General features: G+C 53.8%; 16 protein-coding genes and 1 other annotated feature. Of the genes, 5 read left to right on the forward strand and 11 right to left on the reverse strand.

Features of this window, described 5'->3' with window-relative positions; genetic code table 11:
* Positions 1 to 33: 33 nt before the first annotated feature.
* From adk to JM656_RS16000, 3 genes are all read right to left on the reverse strand, one after another.
* Positions 34 to 678 carry an adenylate kinase gene (adk, locus tag JM656_RS15990; RefSeq protein ID WP_203358629.1) on the reverse strand — a complete coding sequence of 215 codons (645 nt, stop codon included), beginning with the start codon at positions 676 to 678 and terminating at the stop codon, positions 34 to 36.
* A 291-nt stretch (positions 679 to 969) separates the two neighbouring features.
* Entirely contained in the window at positions 970 to 1,875 is a 906-nt protein-coding gene (locus tag JM656_RS15995) for a glycyl-radical enzyme activating protein (protein WP_203358630.1), read from the reverse strand.
* 8 nt (positions 1,876 to 1,883) lie between these two features.
* Positions 1,884 to 4,175 carry a pyruvate formate lyase family protein gene (locus tag JM656_RS16000; RefSeq protein WP_203358631.1) on the reverse strand — a complete coding sequence of 764 codons (2,292 nt, stop codon included), beginning with the start codon at positions 4,173 to 4,175 and terminating at the stop codon, positions 1,884 to 1,886.
* Between the two features lie 241 nt (positions 4,176 to 4,416).
* Here JM656_RS16000 and JM656_RS16005 point away from each other — a divergent pair, with 241 nt between their 5' ends.
* On the forward strand, positions 4,417 to 6,330 hold the full coding sequence (locus JM656_RS16005; protein ID WP_203358632.1) for a fructose-specific PTS transporter subunit EIIC: 1,914 nt from the start codon (positions 4,417 to 4,419) through the stop codon (positions 6,328 to 6,330).
* 37 nt (positions 6,331 to 6,367) lie between these two features.
* Entirely contained in the window at positions 6,368 to 7,054 is a 687-nt protein-coding gene (locus JM656_RS16010) for a GntR family transcriptional regulator (RefSeq protein ID WP_203358633.1), read from the forward strand.
* Positions 7,055 to 7,113: 59 nt separating this feature from the next.
* Here JM656_RS16010 and htpG read toward each other — a convergent pair whose 3' ends face one another.
* The 6 genes from htpG to JM656_RS16040 all read right to left on the reverse strand — a co-directional run bounded on the left by htpG (position 7,114) and on the right by JM656_RS16040 (position 13,211).
* Positions 7,114 to 8,988: a molecular chaperone HtpG gene (gene htpG / locus JM656_RS16015; protein ID WP_203358634.1), complete on the reverse strand. Its 1,875-nt coding sequence runs from the start codon at positions 8,986 to 8,988 to the stop codon at positions 7,114 to 7,116.
* A 111-nt stretch (positions 8,989 to 9,099) separates the two neighbouring features.
* Positions 9,100 to 9,705 (reverse strand): recombination mediator RecR, encoded by a 606-nt coding sequence (gene recR, locus JM656_RS16020; protein ID WP_203358635.1) that lies wholly within the window; start codon positions 9,703 to 9,705, stop codon positions 9,100 to 9,102.
* Positions 9,705 to 10,034: a YbaB/EbfC family nucleoid-associated protein gene (locus tag JM656_RS16025; RefSeq protein WP_003021764.1), complete on the reverse strand. Its 330-nt coding sequence runs from the start codon at positions 10,032 to 10,034 to the stop codon at positions 9,705 to 9,707. Before JM656_RS16025 ends, recR begins: the two co-directional genes overlap by 1 nt.
* Before the next feature lie 53 nt (positions 10,035 to 10,087).
* Positions 10,088 to 12,016, reverse strand: coding sequence for a DNA polymerase III subunit gamma/tau (gene dnaX / locus JM656_RS16030; RefSeq protein ID WP_203358636.1), 1,929 nt, complete (start codon positions 12,014 to 12,016; stop codon positions 10,088 to 10,090).
* Positions 10,691 to 10,755 (reverse strand) — a sequence feature (DnaX frameshifting element). It overlaps the preceding gene by 65 nt.
* 114 nt (positions 12,017 to 12,130) lie before the next feature.
* Positions 12,131 to 12,682, reverse strand: a complete 552-nt coding sequence (apt, locus tag JM656_RS16035) for an adenine phosphoribosyltransferase (RefSeq protein ID WP_203358637.1) — start codon at positions 12,680 to 12,682, stop codon at positions 12,131 to 12,133.
* A 151-nt stretch (positions 12,683 to 12,833) separates the two neighbouring features.
* Complete coding sequence (locus JM656_RS16040; protein WP_203358638.1) at positions 12,834 to 13,211, reverse strand: DUF454 family protein; 378 nt, start codon at positions 13,209 to 13,211, stop codon at positions 12,834 to 12,836.
* A 69-nt stretch (positions 13,212 to 13,280) separates the two neighbouring features.
* Here JM656_RS16040 and priC point away from each other — a divergent pair, with 69 nt between their 5' ends.
* Complete coding sequence (gene priC / locus JM656_RS16045; protein WP_203358639.1) at positions 13,281 to 13,808, forward strand: primosomal replication protein N''; 528 nt, start codon at positions 13,281 to 13,283, stop codon at positions 13,806 to 13,808.
* 14 nt (positions 13,809 to 13,822) lie between these two features.
* Positions 13,823 to 13,978 (forward strand): pleiotropic regulatory protein RsmS, encoded by a 156-nt coding sequence (rsmS, locus tag JM656_RS16050; RefSeq protein ID WP_203358640.1) that lies wholly within the window; start codon positions 13,823 to 13,825, stop codon positions 13,976 to 13,978.
* Positions 13,979 to 14,008: 30 nt separating this feature from the next.
* On the opposite strand, the gene mscK is transcribed toward rsmS, so the two are convergent.
* Both mscK and acrR read right to left on the reverse strand, forming a co-directional pair.
* Entirely contained in the window at positions 14,009 to 17,371 is a 3,363-nt protein-coding gene (mscK, locus tag JM656_RS16055; RefSeq protein WP_203358641.1) for a mechanosensitive channel MscK, read from the reverse strand.
* Positions 17,372 to 17,491: 120 nt separating this feature from the next.
* Complete coding sequence (gene acrR / locus JM656_RS16060; protein WP_203358642.1) at positions 17,492 to 18,145, reverse strand: multidrug efflux transporter transcriptional repressor AcrR; 654 nt, start codon at positions 18,143 to 18,145, stop codon at positions 17,492 to 17,494.
* Between the two features lie 139 nt (positions 18,146 to 18,284).
* On the opposite strand from acrR, the gene acrA reads away from it, so the two are divergent.
* Positions 18,285 to 19,478, forward strand: a complete 1,194-nt coding sequence (acrA, locus tag JM656_RS16065; RefSeq protein ID WP_203358643.1) for a multidrug efflux RND transporter periplasmic adaptor subunit AcrA — start codon at positions 18,285 to 18,287, stop codon at positions 19,476 to 19,478.
* Positions 19,479 to 19,494: the final 16 nt, after the last annotated feature.

Raw genomic sequence — 19,494 nt, forward strand, 5'->3', positions numbered from 1 at the left:
TCACCCGGCGGGTGCCGGGTGAAGATATGGCGATTAACCGAGGATTTTTTCCAGGTCGGCACGCACAGAAGCCACGGCCTGAGTACCGTCAACTTTCGCGTATTTCGTGTTACCCGCTTCGGCTTCTTTCTGGTAGTAACCGATCAGCGGCGCGGTCATCTGATGGTATTCGACCAGACGCTTACGTACGGTTTCTTCCTGGTCGTCTTTACGCGTGGTCAGCTCGTCGCCGGTCACATCGTCTTTACCTTCCACTTTTGGCGGATTGAATTTGACGTGGTATACACGGCCAGATGCCGCGTGAACACGACGACCCACGATGCGATCAACAATCAGCTCGTCCGGTACGGCAAATTCGAGAACGTAATCGACCACGATGCCCGCGTCTTTCATGGCGTCAGCCTGCGGAATCGTGCGAGGGAAACCGTCGAGCAGGAAACCATTGCGGCAGTCTTCCTGGGCGATGCGTTCTTTCACCAGTGCAATAACCAGCTCATCGGTCACCAGTTTACCGGCGTCCATGATGTCTTTTGCTTGTTTGCCCAGCTCGGAACCCGACTTCACTGCGGCACGCAGCATATCACCGGTGGAGATTTGCGGAATACCATACTTCTCCATGATGAACTGAGCCTGAGTGCCTTTACCCGCGCCCGGAGCGCCAAGCAGAATGATACGCATTACGAAAATCCCCTTAAAGGTTGTCGATATTTTTTAAAAAGCGCTAAACGATACCACCATCACGCAATTGGCTCAAGAAAGGTGCCTTCCGCTGAAACGGTTAACAGTAGGATATCGTGAAATATTTTGAATCACGCTTTTATATACTCTAAATAATTCGAGTTGCAGGAAGTTGGCAAGTGCGCGAATCCCCAGGAGCTTACCTAAGTAAGTGACTGGGGTGAGCAAACGTAGCCAACGCACATGTAGCTTGAAGTATGACGAGTAATATTCTGCTTGCGGAATCTGCACCTACCCCCGACGCACCGCTTTTCCTTCCCCCTGATTCAGAACGTCCAGCGCTTTCGCCACGGTTGCGTCGTCCGGTACGGCAATCGTGCAAACCGGGATCTGCCCCAATTCACGATGTTTCGCCATCCCTAAATTATGGTATGGCAATATTTCGGCATGCAGGATCGCGTCGTAACGGGCGGTGATAGCGCGGATCGCCGCAAGATGCTCGTCATTGAAGTTATACCCCGGAATGAGCGGACAGCGCAGGACAACCTTTGCGCCAATCTCATTGAGCGTTTCCAGCGTCGTCTCCACCACGCGTTTGGCGATCCCGGTATGCGATTTATGCGCACGCACATCGGTCACTTTATAATCGAGCAGAAAAAGATCCACCCAGGGGGCTATCTCGCGATAGCGCTCAGGACGCGACGCGCCGTTGGTTTCGATACAGACGTGCAAACCCGCGGCTTTCGCCGCTTTTGCAAGAGCCAACGCAAAGGGGAACTGGAACATCGCCTCTCCCCCGGATAACGTTATTCCGCCCCCCGTTTTCTCAAAGTAGGGCTTATCCTTGATGACCTCGGCGATGATATCGTCAACATCCCGGGTCTGACCGTAGATTTTAAGCGCTTGCGCCGGGCACGCCTCAACGCAGCGTCCGCACGCCTGACAAGCAGAGTAGTCAATCTCATGCCGCCCTTGTGCAAACTGGTGGCAACCGTGCGGGCAAACCTCAGCACATCGCTGACATTGCAGGCACTTATGCTCCATAAACGCCAGTTGCTTTTCTGCTCTCAGCGATTCTGGGTTGTGGCACCAGACGCAGCGCATCTGGCAGCCTTTCAGAAATACCGTGGTACGGATCCCTGGCCCATCGTGGAGAGAAAATTTCTGAATATCAAAAATCGTGCCCGTCTCGCTCATCGCTCACCTCAGTCGTTCAGCGTACGGTTAAGGATTTCCTGCTGAACATCTCTGTCCAGATTGACGAAGCGCGCGCTGAACCCGCCGACCCGCACAATCAGATTGGGGTATTTTTCCGGGTGCTGATACGCCGCCTCCAGTTCGCCCTTGCCCACCACACTGACCATCAGTTGCGGCCCGCCCCGCTCAAAATACGAGTGCATTAATGCCTCAACCAGCGGACGGCGGGTGTTGAACAACCCTTTACTGAATTTGATGTTTTGTACCGAACCGGCGTGATATTTCGCGTCCAGTTTCAACAGCGAGTTAAGCATCGCCGTCGGGCCATTTTTATCCGCGCCGCTTTGTGGGTTGTTGGCATTGCTCATATAAATGCCTTTGTGTCGCCCATCCGCTGACGCGCTGGTGGCACGCCCCCATTCGGTATTCACCTGGTTGTTGATAATCACCACCAGATAGCTGTCCAGCCCCACCCGCTTCGCCGCGTCACGCACGCCGTTGCAGACATAGCGATGCTGCATTACCGCAAGGTCATCGGCGGCGTCGTCGTCATTGCCGAACTTCGTCGCGGCAATCAGCGCGCGCTTCAGGTCGTCGTACCCCTGGAAATCCGCTTGCAGCGCCGCAATCAGCGTCATGTAGCTGTAGCGTTGCTCAGTAAAAATGACCTGTTTGATCGCGGTCAGGGAATCCGCCGCATTGGTGTTTCCGTAGGTTTCGTTAGTCCCGCCCAGGTAACGCGCGCCGCCATCAAGAAGGGCTTTACCGCGCGCCAGACAGTCTGCCGTCAGCAGTGAGGTGAATAAAAATCCGACTTGCTCATTCATCACCTGATAAGACAACGCCTGGGCGCACGCCGTGGTGTCAATGTAGTAATCCAGTAAGCGCTGGTAGTTACTGAGCACATCATCAAAGCAGGTAATCTGTTCTGGCTGAATTAATGCCACACCACCGCTTTTCTCTTTGCCATCCCAAAAATCAATGCCGCCGCTGAGCGAAATATTGAGAATTTTAAGTAAGTTCATACAGGTATTCGGCGTGCCGACGCTTCTTCCGGCCAACACGAACTCGCCGCAGCCAAAGGGAACATACTGCTCAGCTTCCGCTTCCGGCACCTGCATGGCGTTCATCACCGCCGGAATATTCACGTCATCGTTATACAGAATGGGGTAGGTCAGGCCTGTACCAATCACTGCCAGCGCCTGTTGCCAAATAGCGGTATCCATCCCTTCATAGATACGCAATGTAAATTGCGGTTCCGTATCGCCATTTTCTTCGACGGCCTGAATCGCCAGGCGGCAATAGACATCGGCATTTTTCGGGTTACGTCGCCCTTTCCCACCGACGACAACGCGGCCGTTCACCGTGGTTTTACGCGCTTCAATCAGACGATAATGGGAGCGAATACAGTCAATGGCCTGCCGTTCGGTCAGTCGTCCGGCCTGAAGGTCCGCCACCAGCAGATCCCCAAGATAGTCATCCATGCGCCCATAGTTCACCACGCCCGCGCACAGGCTATACAGCCAGCTCAATTCAATCCCCTGAATAAAGGTGGCCGGTTTATCATTGCGGATGGCAGCCAGTTCACTCATTAACAGCACCAGATGCTGACAGCGATCGGTATCCGCGCAATTCATCATTTCGTCTGCGGCAAGCTGAATGTGTCGATCAATCACCTGCTGCAAAATGCCCAGCACATCGCGGAAGGCTTGATACAGCTGAACCGCCGTCTCATCCTTCACGCTTTCAGCCAGCTTCTGCTGTTGGTCAATGCGCAAAAGCAGCCCGCCGATCCCCAGATCCATCAGCTGCGGATAATCCAGATACATCCCGCTCAAACGCGCAGTGGCGATCGCCGGGAAGTTAACATCGACAAACTTGCCCAGCGTGTCGTCTGTCAGTGCCTGGCGGAAATAGACCGTACGGGTGTCATGCTCGCGCCAGAAGTGCTCAAGCGCATCGACTCTCTCCCGCTGGGCTTCTGTTTCCAGCGTTTCACGCAGCTGGCTTAACTTCGCAAAATGGCAGTAGTGGCCAACGCCGCCCACCGAGGTGACGCAACCAAAGCCAATCGGCAGCGCATCGACACGTCCCAGAATAAGATCGTCGGCAAAGGGACGGCGGAACAGCGTGGGATAGAGTTCCTGCAGGCAGCGAACTTCGCGTGCAAAGCGCTCCGGCGTTGACTGAAATGCCCTGGTGTAGGCTTCCATGATCGCGAGTTGCTCTTCCGGGCTTTTTTCACACGGGATCTTTTTATTCACGTCGACTTGTTCGGCGATAATCGGTTGTTTGCTCACTGTCCTGCCTCCATAAAAATCGTCCCTCTATTAACTTGTAATTACAAATAACCGTCTTTGACCTAAATCAAGAATCCTGAAATGAACAAATCATCACCAGGTGTATTGTGTGAAATCGCCAGCAAATCCAAATAAACGGCGTCACACGCGGCTCAAGTCATGATCAATATCAAGATCCCCTACAGGGTAAACTTTTAGCCTCTGCGAAAGTTGTAAATACAAATAATCATGAGAGTCTACTGTGAAGATAAACGACCTTATTCATCCGGCGTTGATTTGTCTGGATCTCAAATCAAGCCAAAAAGAGGCAGCGCTGACTGAACTCGCAGACCTTTTATTCCGCGAGAATAAAATTCGCCACACCGGGGAATTTATCCAGGAGATATGGGCAAGAGAAGAGACGGGAAATACCGGATTTGAAGGCGGTGTTGCGCTCCCGCACGCCCGTAGCAGCTGTGTTTTATCGCCTGCCGTCGCGATTGGCATCAGTCGCCAGGGTATTGATTATGGCGCTGAAGATGGGAAGCCCACCCACCTGATCCTGATGATCGCCTCGGCGGAACAGGCCAGTGAAGCCCACATTGAGGTTCTGGCGCAGATCTCTTCCCGACTGGTAGAAGATGACAGCGTCAGCCAGATCCTCGCCTGTCAGGATGCTCAGGCGGTCACGGATTATTTCTGCCAGTCCAGTGAAGCGTCTACCGAAACGATAAGCGCCGCCGCCTCACGCGGACTGATCATCGGCGTGACAGGTTGTCCGGTGGGGATTGCGCACACCTACCTGGCCGCAGAGATGCTGGAAAAAGCGGCCGCAGAAATGGGCTATGAGGCCATTGTCGAAACCAACGGCTCCATTGGCGTAAAAAATGCGCCGACCGGGGACGATATCGCCCGGGCTGACGCCATAATTGTCGCCTGTGATAAGCAGGTCGATCTGGATCGCTTTAACGGTAAGAAAGTGGTTATCACGGGCGTCAAAGCCGCCATCAAAGATGCGCAAGGGTTAATTAACCAGGCGTTGGCGGCACAACCTTACCAGGCAAAAGGCACAGCCAAAACGCAGGCATCAACCACATCGGTACGTAGCCAGTTATACAAATCGCTGATGAACGGTGTCTCGTACATGATCCCGTTTGTCGTGACCGGCGGGCTGATGATCGCCCTGGCGCTGGCGCTGGGCGGCGTGCCGACGCCGTCAGGACTGGCTATCCCGGAAGGCAGTTTATGGAACCAGGTGCTGAACGTCGGCGTCGTCGGGTTCACTCTAATGATCCCAGTCCTCGCCGGGTATATCGCTTACGCAATTGGTGAACGGCCAGCGCTCGCGCCAGGACTTATCGGCGGCTGGATTGCCAATACCGGTTCGTTTTACGGCGCCAGCGCAGGATGTGGGTTTATCGGCGCGATCATTGCCGGGCTGCTGGTGGGCTATTTCATCCGCTGGTTGACCCATCTTTCCTGGCACAAAATGTTGCTACCGCTGGTGCCGATCATGATCGCTCCTATTGCGGGCACCGCGTTCATCGCCGCGTTATTTATCTTTGTCATCGGCGCGCCGGTCGCCGACCTGATGGCCTTCCTTAACCATATGCTGACCAACCTTTCCACCGGCAATATCATTCTGATTGGCCTGGTGATGGGACTGATGCAGGGCTTTGACATGGGCGGCCCCTTTGGCAAAGTGGTCTTCATGTTCAGCGTGGGTCTTATCGCCCAGGGGCAAACGCAGTTTATGGGCGCGCAGGCGGCAGCCATCCCGGTTGCTCCGCTGGGCATGGCGTTGGCGGCCTTTATCGGCAGGCGTTTCAGTTTGTTTGACGATGAAGAGTACGAAAACGGTAAAGCCGCAGCAGCGATGGGGCTGGTCGGGATTTCGGAAGGCGCGATCCCCTTTGCCGCCCGCGATCCGCTGTCGGTGATCCCGGCTAACATGATTGGCTCTGCGGTGGCATGCATCCTGGGCTTTGTTTTCAGCCTGCACTGCAATGTCGCGCATGGCGGCCCGATCATTGTGCTGCTGGGCGGTTTTGATCAGCCGTTAATGGCGCTCATCGCAATGGGCAGTGGCATTATCACCACCGCCGCAATTGCTATTGCGCTCAAACGACTTAGAATGACGAAAAAGCAGCAATTTCTCGTTCAACCGCAAGCCTAACAAAGGGCGCGTCGTAAGACGCGCCACAACGGACGCCATGAAGTATCTTGATATCTATCTGTTGTTAAGAGAGAAAATCCTTAAAGGTGAATACGCTGCCGGTGAACCGGTAGAAGGTGAGCATGCCCTCGCAGAGCGCTACGGCGTCAGCCGCCCCACCATTCAGAAAGCCGTTGCGCGCCTGAAAAGGGAGTCGTTCGTCCATACCCGACAAGGTTCAGGGATCTTCGTTAATCCACCCGAGTTTTACCAGGACAACAATGTCATTACGCTGTCGGAACGTATTCACCGGGATCAAACGCTGGATAACGTGGTGCTCAGTTATGATATTCAGTCGACCTTTACTGAGGTAGCAGCGCAGTTCGACTTACCGCCAGAGACCGCGTTGATTCACTATCGTCGAATGCGGATCATCAACCAACAGCCCGCTATCATTGAAGAAACCTGGATGCCGCAGGCGTTATTCCCGGCGTTTACTCAGGAAAACTGCCGCCAGTCAGTGCTTCACTACATTGAGCAAACCTGTGGTTACGCCATCAGTCACGACGTCAAAATATGGTCGGGAAAAATACTCAATGCGGATGAAGCCTGGCTTTTACGGTTACCGGAAGGGCAAGTGAGTCTCTGCATCACCCACAAGGTCTATTTGCAAAGCGGTGAACTGGCGCAGTACACCCAGGAAACGCTGGCGACAAATAGCGTGACGACGGTGTCGATGCGCTAAAACGAAAAAAGGGCAACCTGCGTTGCCCTTTTGTGGTGATGCTCAGTATCTTGTAAAAATTACGACACCAGCAGCTGGTTCATACGGCGGATGAACTGGTTTGGATCTTCCAGCGTGCCGCGTTCGGCGAACAGCGCCTGATCCAGCAACAATTCAACCCACTCTTTGAACTGTGCTTCGTCCTGGGTATCCGCAGTGCGTTTCACCAGCACGTGATCCGGGTTGAGTTCAAAGATGTATTTCACCTCTGGTACCGCCTGGCCCGCAGCAGCGAACAGTTTCGCCATCTGAGTGCTCATTTCGTCCGCATCGGTGGTCACGATGGCTGGGGTATCGGTCAGACGGTGCGTCAGACGCACTTCTTTCACGCGCTCGCCCAGCAGGGTTTTCACTCGCTCAACGAACGGGGTCAGCGCTTTTTCCGCTTCTTTCGCACTTTCATCCACTTCATCCGCCAGCTTGTCGATAGACTCGTCAGCTTTGGCAACGGACTGGAACGACTTGCCGTCGAACTCGGTCAAGTAGTTCATCATCCACTCATCGATGCGGTCAGAAAGCAGCAGCACTTCGATGCCTTTCTTACGCAGCAGTTCCAGATGCGGGCTGCTCTTCGCCGCCGCATAGCTGTCTGCGGTGATGTAGTAGATCTTCTCCTGCCCTTCTTTCATCCGGGAAATGTACTCTTCCAGTGAAACAGTCTGCGCGGAGGAGTCGGTGTGCGTAGAGGCGAAACGCATCAGTTTGGCGATCGTTTCCTGGTTTGCGTTGTCTTCCGCCGGGCCTTCTTTCAGCACCAGACCGAACTGCTTCCAGAATGTCTGGTATTTTTCCGCGTCGTCTTTCGCCAGTTTTTCCAGCATCTGCAATACGCGTTTGGTCAGCGCGCTGCGCAGATTGCGGGTCACCGTGCTGTCCTGCAGAATTTCACGGGAAACGTTCAGCGGCAGATCGTTGGAGTCTATCAGGCCACGGACGAAGCGCAGGTAGTTCGGCATGAACTGCTCAGCGTCATCCATAATAAACACGCGCTGAACGTACAGTTTCAGGCCGTGCTTGTGATCGCGGTTCCACATATCCCACGGTGCCTGAGACGGGATGTACAGCAGGCTGGTGTACTCTTGCTTCCCTTCCACACGGTTGTGGCTCCAGGTCAGCGGGTCAGTGAAGTCGTGAGCAATGTGCTTATAGAATTCGTTGTATTCGTCGTCTTTAATGTCAGACTTGTTACGCGTCCACAACGCCTGCGCTTTGTTGATTTTTTCCCAGGAAACCACGGTTTCACCGTCTTTCTCTTCCTGTTTTTCAATCTCTACCGGCAGTGCGATATGGTCGGAATATTTGCTGATGATGGAGCGTACGCGCCAGTCATCGAGGAACTCGTCTTCCCCTTCACGCAGGTGCAGGGTGATTTCCGTTCCGCGATCCGCTTTCGTGATATCAGCAACCGTGTATTCGCCTTCACCGGCAGATTCCCAGAACACGCCATTTTCCGGCTTGTCGCCCGCCGCACGGGTGCGTACGGTCACTTTATCGGCAACGATAAACGCGGAGTAGAAACCGACCCCGAACTGACCGATAAGCTGGCTGTCTTTCGCCTGATCGGAGCCCATGGATTCGAGGAAGGACTTGGTGCCGGATTTCGCGATGGTCCCCAGATGATCGATAACATCGTCACGGTTCATCCCCACGCCGTTATCGGCAATGGTCAACGTACGCTTATCTTTATCGAAGGAGACACGCACACGCAGCTCACCGTCGCCTTCATACAGGTCCGGGTTAGACAGCGCGCGAAAACGCAGCTTGTCTGCCGCATCCGAGGCGTTAGAGATAAGCTCACGCAGGAAGATTTCTTTATTGGAATACAGAGAATGGATCATCAGGTGCAGAAGCTGTTTTACTTCTGACTGAAAACCGCGGGTTTCTTGTCCTTTCATGTAGATCTACCTCAACAATGCCATTTTTAATGGTAAAAAACACGTTGAGAGGGAAATGGGGACGAGCGTGAGGGATTTCAAGCGGAGGCCGCGGGCACGACCTCCGTTTGTTCAGAATTTAATCTTATGACGCCCGGCAAGAGAGTGCGAAAGCGTAGTGCCATCGACCATCTCCAGCTCGCCGCCGACCGGCACGCCATGGGCGATACGGCTGGCTTCAACCTCATATTGCGCGCAAAGCTCGGCAATATAGTTTGCCGTGGCTTCCCCTTCGACCGTTGGGTTGGTCGCGAGGATCACTTCACTGAGTTGCTCGGCTGCCAGTCGCTGCTCCAGACGGTCAAGACCGATATCATCTGGTCCAATACCGTCCAGCGGCGACAAATGCCCCATCAGCACGAAGTAACGCCCGGAAAACTGCCCGGTCTGCTCAATGGCGTAGATGTCCGCAGGACTCTCTACGACACAAATTTGACCGTTCTCCTGACGACGCGGATTCGAACAGATGTTACACACGTCCTGCTCGGTGAAGGTGCGGCAATCGGCGCAGTGGCCGATCTCCGACATCGCCTTCGTCAGCGCCTGCGCCAGACGCATCCCGCCGCTGCGATCGCGTTGCAGTAACGTGAACGCCATACGCTGCGCTGACTTGGGGCCAACGCCCGGCAGGCAACGCAGCGCTTCCATCAGCTGTGTTAACAGCGGGCTGGTTTGCATCAGAACGGCATCTTAAAGCCTGGCGGCAGTTGCATGCCGGAGGAGACGGATGCCATTTTCTCTTTCTGGGTCTCTTCAATGCGACGAGCCGCATCGTTGAATGCCGCAGCAACCAAATCTTCCAGCATCTCTTTGTCGTCTTCCAGCAGGCTTGGATCGATCTCCACGCGACGGCAGTTATGCGCGCCATTAATGGTCACTTTCACAAGGCCAGCGCCAGATTCGCCAGTCACTTCCAGCTTGGCGACTTCTTCCTGCATCTGCTGCATTTTTTCTTGCATCTGCTGGGCCTGTTTCATCAGGTTACCCAGACCGCCTTTACCAAACATAGGCTTCTCTCTCAATCACGTTAAGGGGTGACGACCATAAGCACAGCTTACGATCAAATGGGGCGGATACTCTCTTCGTCCAGATCTGCGTCGAAGAAACGGCGCAACGTCTGAATGTTATTATCCGCAATAATCGACTCACGCGCCTGCGCGAGTTTTTCTTCATAAATCGCCTGACGCCACTCCAGCGGCGTTCGCACCGCAGGATTATCGTCTTCAACGATGGTCAGTTCAACCGGTGAGCCCGTTAAGGCGCTTAACGCCTGTGCTAACTTTTGCTGCGCGCCGCTGGAATTGAGGTGCCGCTGCGTAGAACGCAGGTGCAAACACACAACATTGCCGTTTTCCTCTTTCCACGCATTTAACGCGACCTGCTCCACCAGTTTTGGCAGTGAAAGCTGGCTCACCTGCGCAGCCCACGGATCGCGCTCAATCGCTTCCGCCGCCAGCTTGGCCGCCAGCTCTGGCGTTTTTTCATGCTCCAGCGCTTTTTTCAGCGCTTTCGGCGTAGCGACCGCCTCTTTCACTTCAACAACGGGATTGGTTGTCTTCCAGCGATAGGCTTCTTTCTTCGCGGGCGCCTTTTCCAGCGCAGAGACTGCCGGACGCGCCTGAACACGTTCAGACACGGAGGCCAGTCTTTCCAGCGCAGCATTATTCACCGGCCGCGCGCGGGAAGCGGCTGCCGGTTCACTCTTTTTTGCTTTGGTTGCTCCCTGAGCACGCTGAAGCTGATTACGCGCCGCCAGTACCTGACTGGTGGATTCCGGCAACGGGGCCGCAGCTGCCTGATGCACAGGCGCAGATGGCTGTGGCAACTGAGTCGGGGTCATTACCGCTGTCGGGGCGACCGGTGCAAAAGCGGGTTGCGAAACCTCTGGCTCCGGGAGCGGCATACGCGGGTGGAATGCCAGCGCACGCAGTAGCGTCATTTCAACGCCCATCCGCCGGTCCGGCGCATAAGGCAGCTCTTTACGACCGATTAAGAGCGTCTGATAGTAGAGCTGAATGTCGGTTGGCGGCACGACCCGCGCCAGTTCACGCATGCGCTGTTCAATGGCCGCCATGTCGCTACCGAGCGCCGCAGGCGAAAGCTGTACCATCGCAATACGGTGCAGCAGACCCAACATTTCAACCAACAGCGCTTCCCATTCAATACCCCGCGCGGCCGCCTCGTTCACCAGCGACATCACACGCTCGCCGTTGGCTTCCACCACGGCTTCAACAAGAGAAAGCGCCTGGTCATCGTCCAGCGTACCGAGCATCGCGCTCACCGCCTGAGTAGAGACCAGACCGTCGCCGCTGGCGATCGCCTGGTCCGTCAGACTCAACGCATCGCGCAAACTGCCGTCCGCCGCGCGGGACAACAATTGCAGTGCCCGCGGTTCATGGCTGATGTGCTCTTCGTTGAGAATATGCTCAAGCTGATGGCGGATTTGATCGACATCCAGCGCTTTGAGATGAAATTGCAGACAGCGCGAGAGGATCGTCACCGGCAGTTTCTGCGGATCGGTGGTCGCCAGCAGAAACTTCACATGGGCTGGCGGTTCCTCAAGGGTTTTGAGCAGCGCGTTAAAACTGTGGCGCGACAGCATATGCACTTCATCGATCAGGTAGACCTTGAAACGACCACGCGCAGGCGCGTACTGGACGTTATCCAGCAGGTCACGGGTGTCTTCAACTTTGGTGCGCGACGCGGCATCGATCTCAATCAGATCGACAAAACGCCCCTGCTCGATTTCACGGCAGTTATCGCACACGCCGCACGGTGTGGCGGTAATGCCGGTTTCACAATTCAGCCCTTTCGCCAGCAAACGGGCGATAGAGGTTTTCCCGACGCCACGGGTGCCGGAAAAAAGATAAGCATGATGAATACGCCCTAACGACAAGCCGTTCGCCAGTGCGGTCAGCACATGTTCCTGGCCGACGACGTCAGCAAAGGTTTGTGGGCGCCATTTTCGGGCTAAGACCTGATAACTCATTGGCAGGCTCTGAAACGCTGGAAGGTGGATTCACGAAGGGGTAATGCTAACACAACCTCGCAGATACAGCGAGGTTGTGTCTCTTGCTAATGCATCAGACGCAGATAGCCTGAATCAATGTCCCGGGAAAGGCACCAGGCTATAGCAAGTCAGTCCCTGTTTTTCCAGGCGCTGCTCGCCGCCGAGATCAAACAGATTGATGATGAAGGCCGCATCCGTCACTTCACCACCCAGACGACGGATCAGTTTTACGGTCGCTTCAATGGTTCCACCTGTTGCCAGCAGATCATCGACGACCAGAACTTTGTCGCCCGGTTTGATAGCATCTACGTGAATTTCCAGCTGATCGGTGCCGTACTCCAGTTCATAGCTTTCAGCGATCGTTTCACGTGGCAATTTACGTGGTTTACGCACGGGAACAAACCCAACGTCCAGGCCCAGTGCTACCGGCGCGCCAAACAGGAAGCCACGCGCTTCGGTGCCGACGACTTTGGTGATGCCCGCATCTTTGTATCGCTCAACCAGCAATTCAATGCTAAGCGCGTACGCTTTCGGGTCTTCCAGTAAGCTGGTGACATCACGGAAAAGAATGCCCGGTTTTGGGTAGTCGTGAATGCTTTTGATGCTATTTTTAAGAAACTCAAGCTGCTGTGCAGTCGCGGTCATGGATGTATGCCTGCTAAGAACGGTGTTACTCACGGCGCAATCATATCAGGTCAAGGTAACGATTGTTTAACCTTTGACCGCCTGCGCCTGTGCTCGAAAACGGTCGAATTTACTGACTGTTGGCAACAATTGCAACAGCGATTATGGTGCTTCAGTGCTTTTGTTGCTTTTCATCAATCACCGGGATCCGCCACAGAAAAATCAGCAGACAGCTTAAAATTGCCAGTAACAGGATCCGGACCCACATCATATTGACCAGCCAAAGAGAAACGCCGAAGGTAATCAAAATAAGGATGATCGCCCGAGGCTTGGCACCAGGAGGCATCGCATGATGCTGTTGCCAATAGCGAAGGTATCCGCCAAACCACGAACGATAGAGTAACCAGTCGTGAAAGCGTGGCGATGAACGGGCGAAGCACCAGGCCGCCAGCAAGATAAAAGGCGTGGTGGGCAACAGCGGCAGTACAACACCCAATGTTCCCAGCACTACCGCCAGCCAGCCAATAATGATTAAAATAATACGTTGCATAATAAGAGTATCTGGAACACCTGAATGCTACTTTAGCATAACGGTTATCATTTTCATCGGAGTGTTAAATTGAAAACCGACATGCTGTTACAGAAGCTGGAAGAGCAACTCATAAACCTGCGCCAGCGTTGCGCTCCGCAGGCGTTGCATGCAACCCTCAGCCCTCGCTTTGACCGCCATCTTTTTCATACGCGCAGCACATTGCTACAGGCCTATCTGGAGGAAGCCGGAGAAAACCTGACCGCCCTGCGTCATGCTGTTGATCAGCAGCAGTTGCCCCAAATCGCCTGGCTCGCTGAGCATCTTGCCTCCCAGATGGAAGCGATTTCTCGTGAAACCGCCTCGTGGTCACTCCGGGAATGGGACTGTGGCTCTCCGGCACTCACCCGCTGGCAACGCAAACGTATTCAGCACCAGCAATTTGAGCGCCGTCTGCTGGAAATGACGCAAGAGCGTAAAGCCCTGCTCGCCAGGGCCACCCGCCTGGATGAACAACAGAAATTGCATCGTGAAGTTGAAGCCTATGAGGCCCGTCTGGCACGCTGTCGCCACGCGCTGGAAAAAATAGAAAACGTTCTGGCACGTTTAACCCGCTAACCCCCGGAGAATCTATGTCGCTTGAAAACGCCCCTGATGAGGTCAAACTGGCCGTTGATTTGATTATGTTATTAGAAGAGCACAACGTCGCACCCGACACGGTGCTGAAAGCGCTGGAGATTATAAAGCAGGACTATGAACGGAAAACTCAGCAGCTCGCCTCCTCATAGGAAGAGAGCTGCTGGAAGAAGAGAACGTGTTTACCCTATCGCTGGCGTCGGATCGTCGCCTTTGATCTCGCGTTTCACTTCTGTCACCTCATCCCCTTTCTCGTTGCGCAGATGCACTTCAAGCTGGTTAAAGGCGATGTCGATGTTGTTTTCACGGCACAGACGATCGATAGCACGGTTCAGTTCATCTACCGTATGGCTACGATCGCGCAGTTCACGCACATATAAACGCAGCTCGTGATCCAGCGTGCTGGGGCCAAAGGTGGTAAAGAATACCGCCGGTTCCGGATCGTGCATCACTTTCGGGTGTTCCGCCGCTGCCTGCAACAGCACTTTTTTCACTTTGTCCAGATCCGAACCGTAGGCCACGCCAAGACGGATCACCAGACGTGTGGTGGTATCCGAGAGCGACCAGTTGATGAGACGCTCGGTCACAAACGCTTTATTCGGGATGATCACCTCTTTACGATCAAAGTCAGTAATGGTGGTGGCGCGAATGCGGATCTTGCTTACCGTTCCAGAGAAGGTACCGATCGTGACCGTATCCCCAATACGTACCGGGCGTTCGAACAGAATAATCAGACCCGAAACAAAGTTACCGAAGATCTCCTGCAAACCAAAACCAAGACCGACCGACAGGGCCGCTGCCAGCCACTGCAGTTTGTCCCACGACACACCAAGCGATCCAAACACCGTCATTGCGCCAATGGCAATGATCGCATAATTGAGGATCGTGGTGATGGCGTAAGACGCGCCCTGGCGCATTTTCAGGCGCGAGAGCACCAGCACTTCCAGTAACCCCGGTAAGTTGCGGATCAGCGCCCAGGCCACCATGGAGGCGATAATGGCAAACAGCAGACTGCCCATGGTGACGTTTTTCACCACCGCTGCGCCCGCTTCCGTACCGTTGTAATGCCAGAGCGTGATGCTATCGAGATAGCTGAACACGGTGATCAAATCAGACCAAATTGCCCAGAACAGCACGCCGAACAGCGCGATCATCAGCAACATGGTGATACGCAGCGTTTGCTGGTTAACCTGTTCGAGCGCAATGGTCGGCTCTTCCTGCGGCTCGGCACCTTCCGCGCCTTCTTTGACCAGATTCTGACGACGCGCCAGTGCGCGACGCCAGGCAATACGGCGGGCGGCAACGCTCAATCCACGCAAGACCGTCTGGTACAGCAGGTTCCAGATAATCACCAGATAGACCGTTTCAATCCAGCGACCTGACAGACGCAGCGTCGTATAGAAATAACCGGTCGCCGTTAAGACCATCAGCGCAATAGGCACGATTGATAACACCGTGATGGTGACCAGTCGCAGTCCGTGCGATTCCTTGTCGCGCCAGCTTTCACGGCACATCGGCCACACCAGGAAAGCAATCAGCAGCAGGTTCAGGAAAATGACCACCTGACCCAGCACATCGTCCATCAGATGCAGGGGCGAAAGCTCCGCCACCACAGACCAAAAATTCAGGGGCAGTAACGCAAGGCTGATACGCACGATCTGACGACGCCAGTGGCTGGTCAGCTGTGCTGGCATACCAAAGTGGCGTACTGCGACGCCCTCTTTCTCCAGCACTTTCCAGCACAATCCAAACACCAGCCAGAAAAGCGCCATTTTTTTACTGAACGCCCACAGGAGATCGCTGATGTTAAGCTGCATGGTGAGCAGGATCAGACCGGCGGCAAGGATGACCAGACACACCGGTAAGGCGCGAATCAGATCGATGAGAATCGCTTTTGGCGTGTTGAGCTGGCTGTCATTACGTAATGACCCTACCGCTGCGGCTAATTTCTGCTGGTATGCTTTGAGCCATCCTAGCCGCCAGCGTATGAGACCGGCGATCAGTAATAAGGGTAATCCCGCCAGAAAAGCAATAAACACCGCAGGCCAGGCCTTTTCCCAGTTCACGGTGATTTTCATCGACTTAAACTGATCTTTCAGCGTCTGTGGGAAGGCTTTAATCCAGTCCCAGTCCATCGGGCGGTTACTGTTAACCCAGAAAATCTGCTGAGTGAGGATCTCTTTCAGGTTTTTGGAGACGCTCATTAACTGCTGCTGATTGATCTGCAGGTTAATGGCCATCATCAATTGATTGCCCAGCTGTTTGTTCAGCTGATCGAGCAGTTCACGGCGCATTTCGACTACCTGTAGCAGCGCGTCGTGAACCTCATCATTAACCTCTTTGGCGTGCCCTTCTTCCAGTTTGGCGACAAAGGCATCGCTCTGAAACAGCGCGTCACGCTGCTGGTTGACTTCAAATTGCTCAAGACGCAAATCCGCAATGCGGTTGGTCATGTCTTTCAATTCGTCGGCTGACGGCAGGGTTTGCTGTTGCTGATAAAGGATACGAGACAACAGCAGGCTGCCTTTGAGGACCGCGATTTGTTCCTTAATATTGCGTTCTGATTGCAGCGCGCGGTCAAGCCAGTTTTTGACCTTAATATTTTGCTGCATCAGCGAGTTGCCGTTTTCCGTGGCAGAGATCAGCCGCTGGCTCAGTTGGTGGTTGATCTCCAGCTCCTGATTCACCAGCGGGTTCGCCTGAATACGCGTTGTCTCATCCGGATTGACCGCTTCCTGCGCCGTTTTTTCCGTCAACGTAAGGCGTTTACTGTTTACCGCTTCCTGTAACAGCTGAAGCTGGTGTTCCAGTCGGTTGCTGTTTGCCGTCACATAATCACGCTGCTTTTGCAGGGTATCCTGCAAGACCGTATTGCCTTCCAGACTCTTACGCTGTTGATCTATCTGCGCATTGAGCAACACTTGCTGCGTCAGGAGCAGCACCTGCTGGCTTGGGCGGAGCGCCGCTTCGCCCACATTGGTGCCATCCAGTCGATTACGAATTTGTTGCAGCTGCTGTGAGGCGGTGTACATGGCGTTTTGTACCCGCTCTGGCTGCGTCTGGAGGGAAACGAGTTGGCTGTTATAGGCCGCCAGATCGTTTTGCGCGCTTTGCAAATCATCCAGTAATTGCGCAACGCGCAATTCAAGCTGACGCAATGAGAGTGTGCTAAGTGTTTTTCGCGTTTCATCATCATTGTCGACGTCGCTCAGCGCATTGAGCGCATCAGACGCCTGGCGCATTTTTTCCGGAGCCTGCGCCACTTTCTGACGCAACTGAACGGTCTCATCTTTCACCCGCTCAATTTTATCGAGCGTCTCCAGTGTCTCAAGAAGATCCTGCTGTACCAGCTTGTCCTGCGCAGAGAGGTCTTTTTGTTTGCTCAGCGCGTCCAACTGGCTTTGCACATCGGCTTTCGTCGGCAGGTCACCATTCGATTGCGCGCGCGCAAATGCAGATGACTGGCAGGACAGCAGCAGGATGAAGAAAAAAAAGGTTATAAAAACAAGATGCTGTAAACGTTTATTAAGCTGCAACATAGTCATGAGAATGAAGGTTTCTGAACCGAAAGAACGACCGAAAATAGTCAGGCCGCAAGAATATCACGGCTCAGACAGACAAAATAGCAGGATGAAAAGCGTCCAGGAAAAATCCTGGAAAGGGTTTCAGGGCGTTTCGCCAGATAACGGTACCCGCAGCGTTGGACAAAATTGATACATCTCCAACAGAATAGCGACATAATCGCGCGCCTCCTTTTTAAGGTCAAAAGACTGCGGGGCGAATAACCAGTTTTCCATTATGCCGGAGATATAACTGCGCATTAATATCGCCGCCCGGCGGGTGTTAAGATTTTCGGGTAGCATTTGCGAATTAATACAATGCATTAGCGTTTGTTCAATGCGATCATAACTTTCCAGACAGATGCTTCGCTGGGCCTGCTGAACGACAACCATCTCTCCAACGAACTCGCATTTATGGAATATAATCTCCATCAGCAGCCGTCGGCGCTCTTCTGTCACAGTGGCTTCAAGAAGATAGACTAGAATCTCTCTTAATACTGATAGTGGATCGTCGGGGAATTTTGCCTGATACTCAATCTCAAGCTCACCAATATTGGATTCTGATAGTTCCCAGATTTCGCTAAATAAATCCGACTTGTTTTTGAAATGCCAATAGATTGCACCGCGCGTGACGCCAGCAGCTTTTGCAATCTCCACGAGCGAGGTGGATGATACACCTTGTTGCGAGAACAGACGCAGAGCTACATCCAGTATGTGTTGTCGTGTTACCAGCGCTTGTTGTTTGGTTTTTCGTGCCATATGTTGGTGAATTTACAGGCGTTAGATTTACATACATTTGTGAATGTATGTACCATAGCACGACGATAATATAAACGCAGTAATGGGTTTATGGGCTAGACCATTGATCAATTTGAAATCGGACACTCGAGGTTTACATATGAACAAAAACAGAGGGTTAACGCCTCTGGCGGTCGTTCTGATGCTCTCAGGCAGCTTAGCGCTAACAGGATGTGACGACAAAGAGGCCCAAAAAGGGGGCCAGCAGAAGCCAGAAGTTGGAGTTGTGACGCTCAAAACTGAACCTCTGCAGATAACGACTGAACTCCCGGGTCGCACCAGCGCTTTCCGTATTGCGGAAGTTCGCCCTCAGGTAAGCGGTATTATCCTGAAGCGTAATTTCACGGAAGGCGGTGACGTCGAAGCAGGTGTGTCTCTCTATCAGATTGATCCTGCGACTTATCAGGCAGCTTACGAAAGTGCAAAAGGTGATTTAGCCAAAGCGCAGGCGGCGGCGAACATCGCACAGCTGACCGTTAAGCGTTACCAGAAACTGTTGGGCACCAAGTACATCAGTCAGCAGGATTACGATACCGCGCAGGCGGATGCACAACAGGCGAATGCCGCTGTTGTGGCCGCAAAAGCCGCCGTCGAATCCGCACGTATCAATCTGGCCTACACCAAAGTGACCTCGCCGATCAGCGGTCGCATTGGTAAATCGTCTGTCACTGAAGGTGCACTGGTACAGAATGGCCAGGCCACTGCGCTTGCCACCGTCCAGCAACTCGACCCTATCTATGTCGATGTGACACAGTCGAGCAATGATTTCCTGCGTCTCAAGCAAGAGTTGGCGAATGGCACGCTGAAGCAGGAGAACGGGAAAGCCAAGGTCGATCTGGTTACCAACGACGGCATTAAATTCCCGCAATCCGGTACGCTGGAGTTCTCTGACGTGACCGTTGACCAAACCACTGGGTCGATTACGTTACGCGCTATCTTCCCGAACCCGGATCACACCTTGCTGCCAGGCATGTTCGTTCGCGCTCGTCTGGAAGAAGGGACGAATCCAACCGCACTTCTGGTTCCGCAGCAGGGTGTGACGCGTACCCCGCGTGGTGAAGCCAGTGCACTGGTTGTTGGTGCGGATGACAAAGTGGAAACCCGTCAGATCGTCGCTACTCAGGCGATCGGCGACAAGTGGTTGGTGACTGAAGGTCTTAAGTCGGGCGACCGCGTGATTGTAAGTGGGCTGCAAAAAGTGCGTCCTGGCGCGCAGGTAAAAGCACAAGAAGTGGCTGCTGATAACGAACAGCAAGCCGCGAGCGGAAGCCAGCCTGAACAGTCTAAGTCTTAACTTAAACAGGAGCCGT

It is taken from the genome of Citrobacter sp. R56 (assembly GCF_016811995.1).
Classification (GTDB): domain Bacteria; phylum Pseudomonadota; class Gammaproteobacteria; order Enterobacterales; family Enterobacteriaceae; genus Citrobacter_D; species Citrobacter_D enshiensis.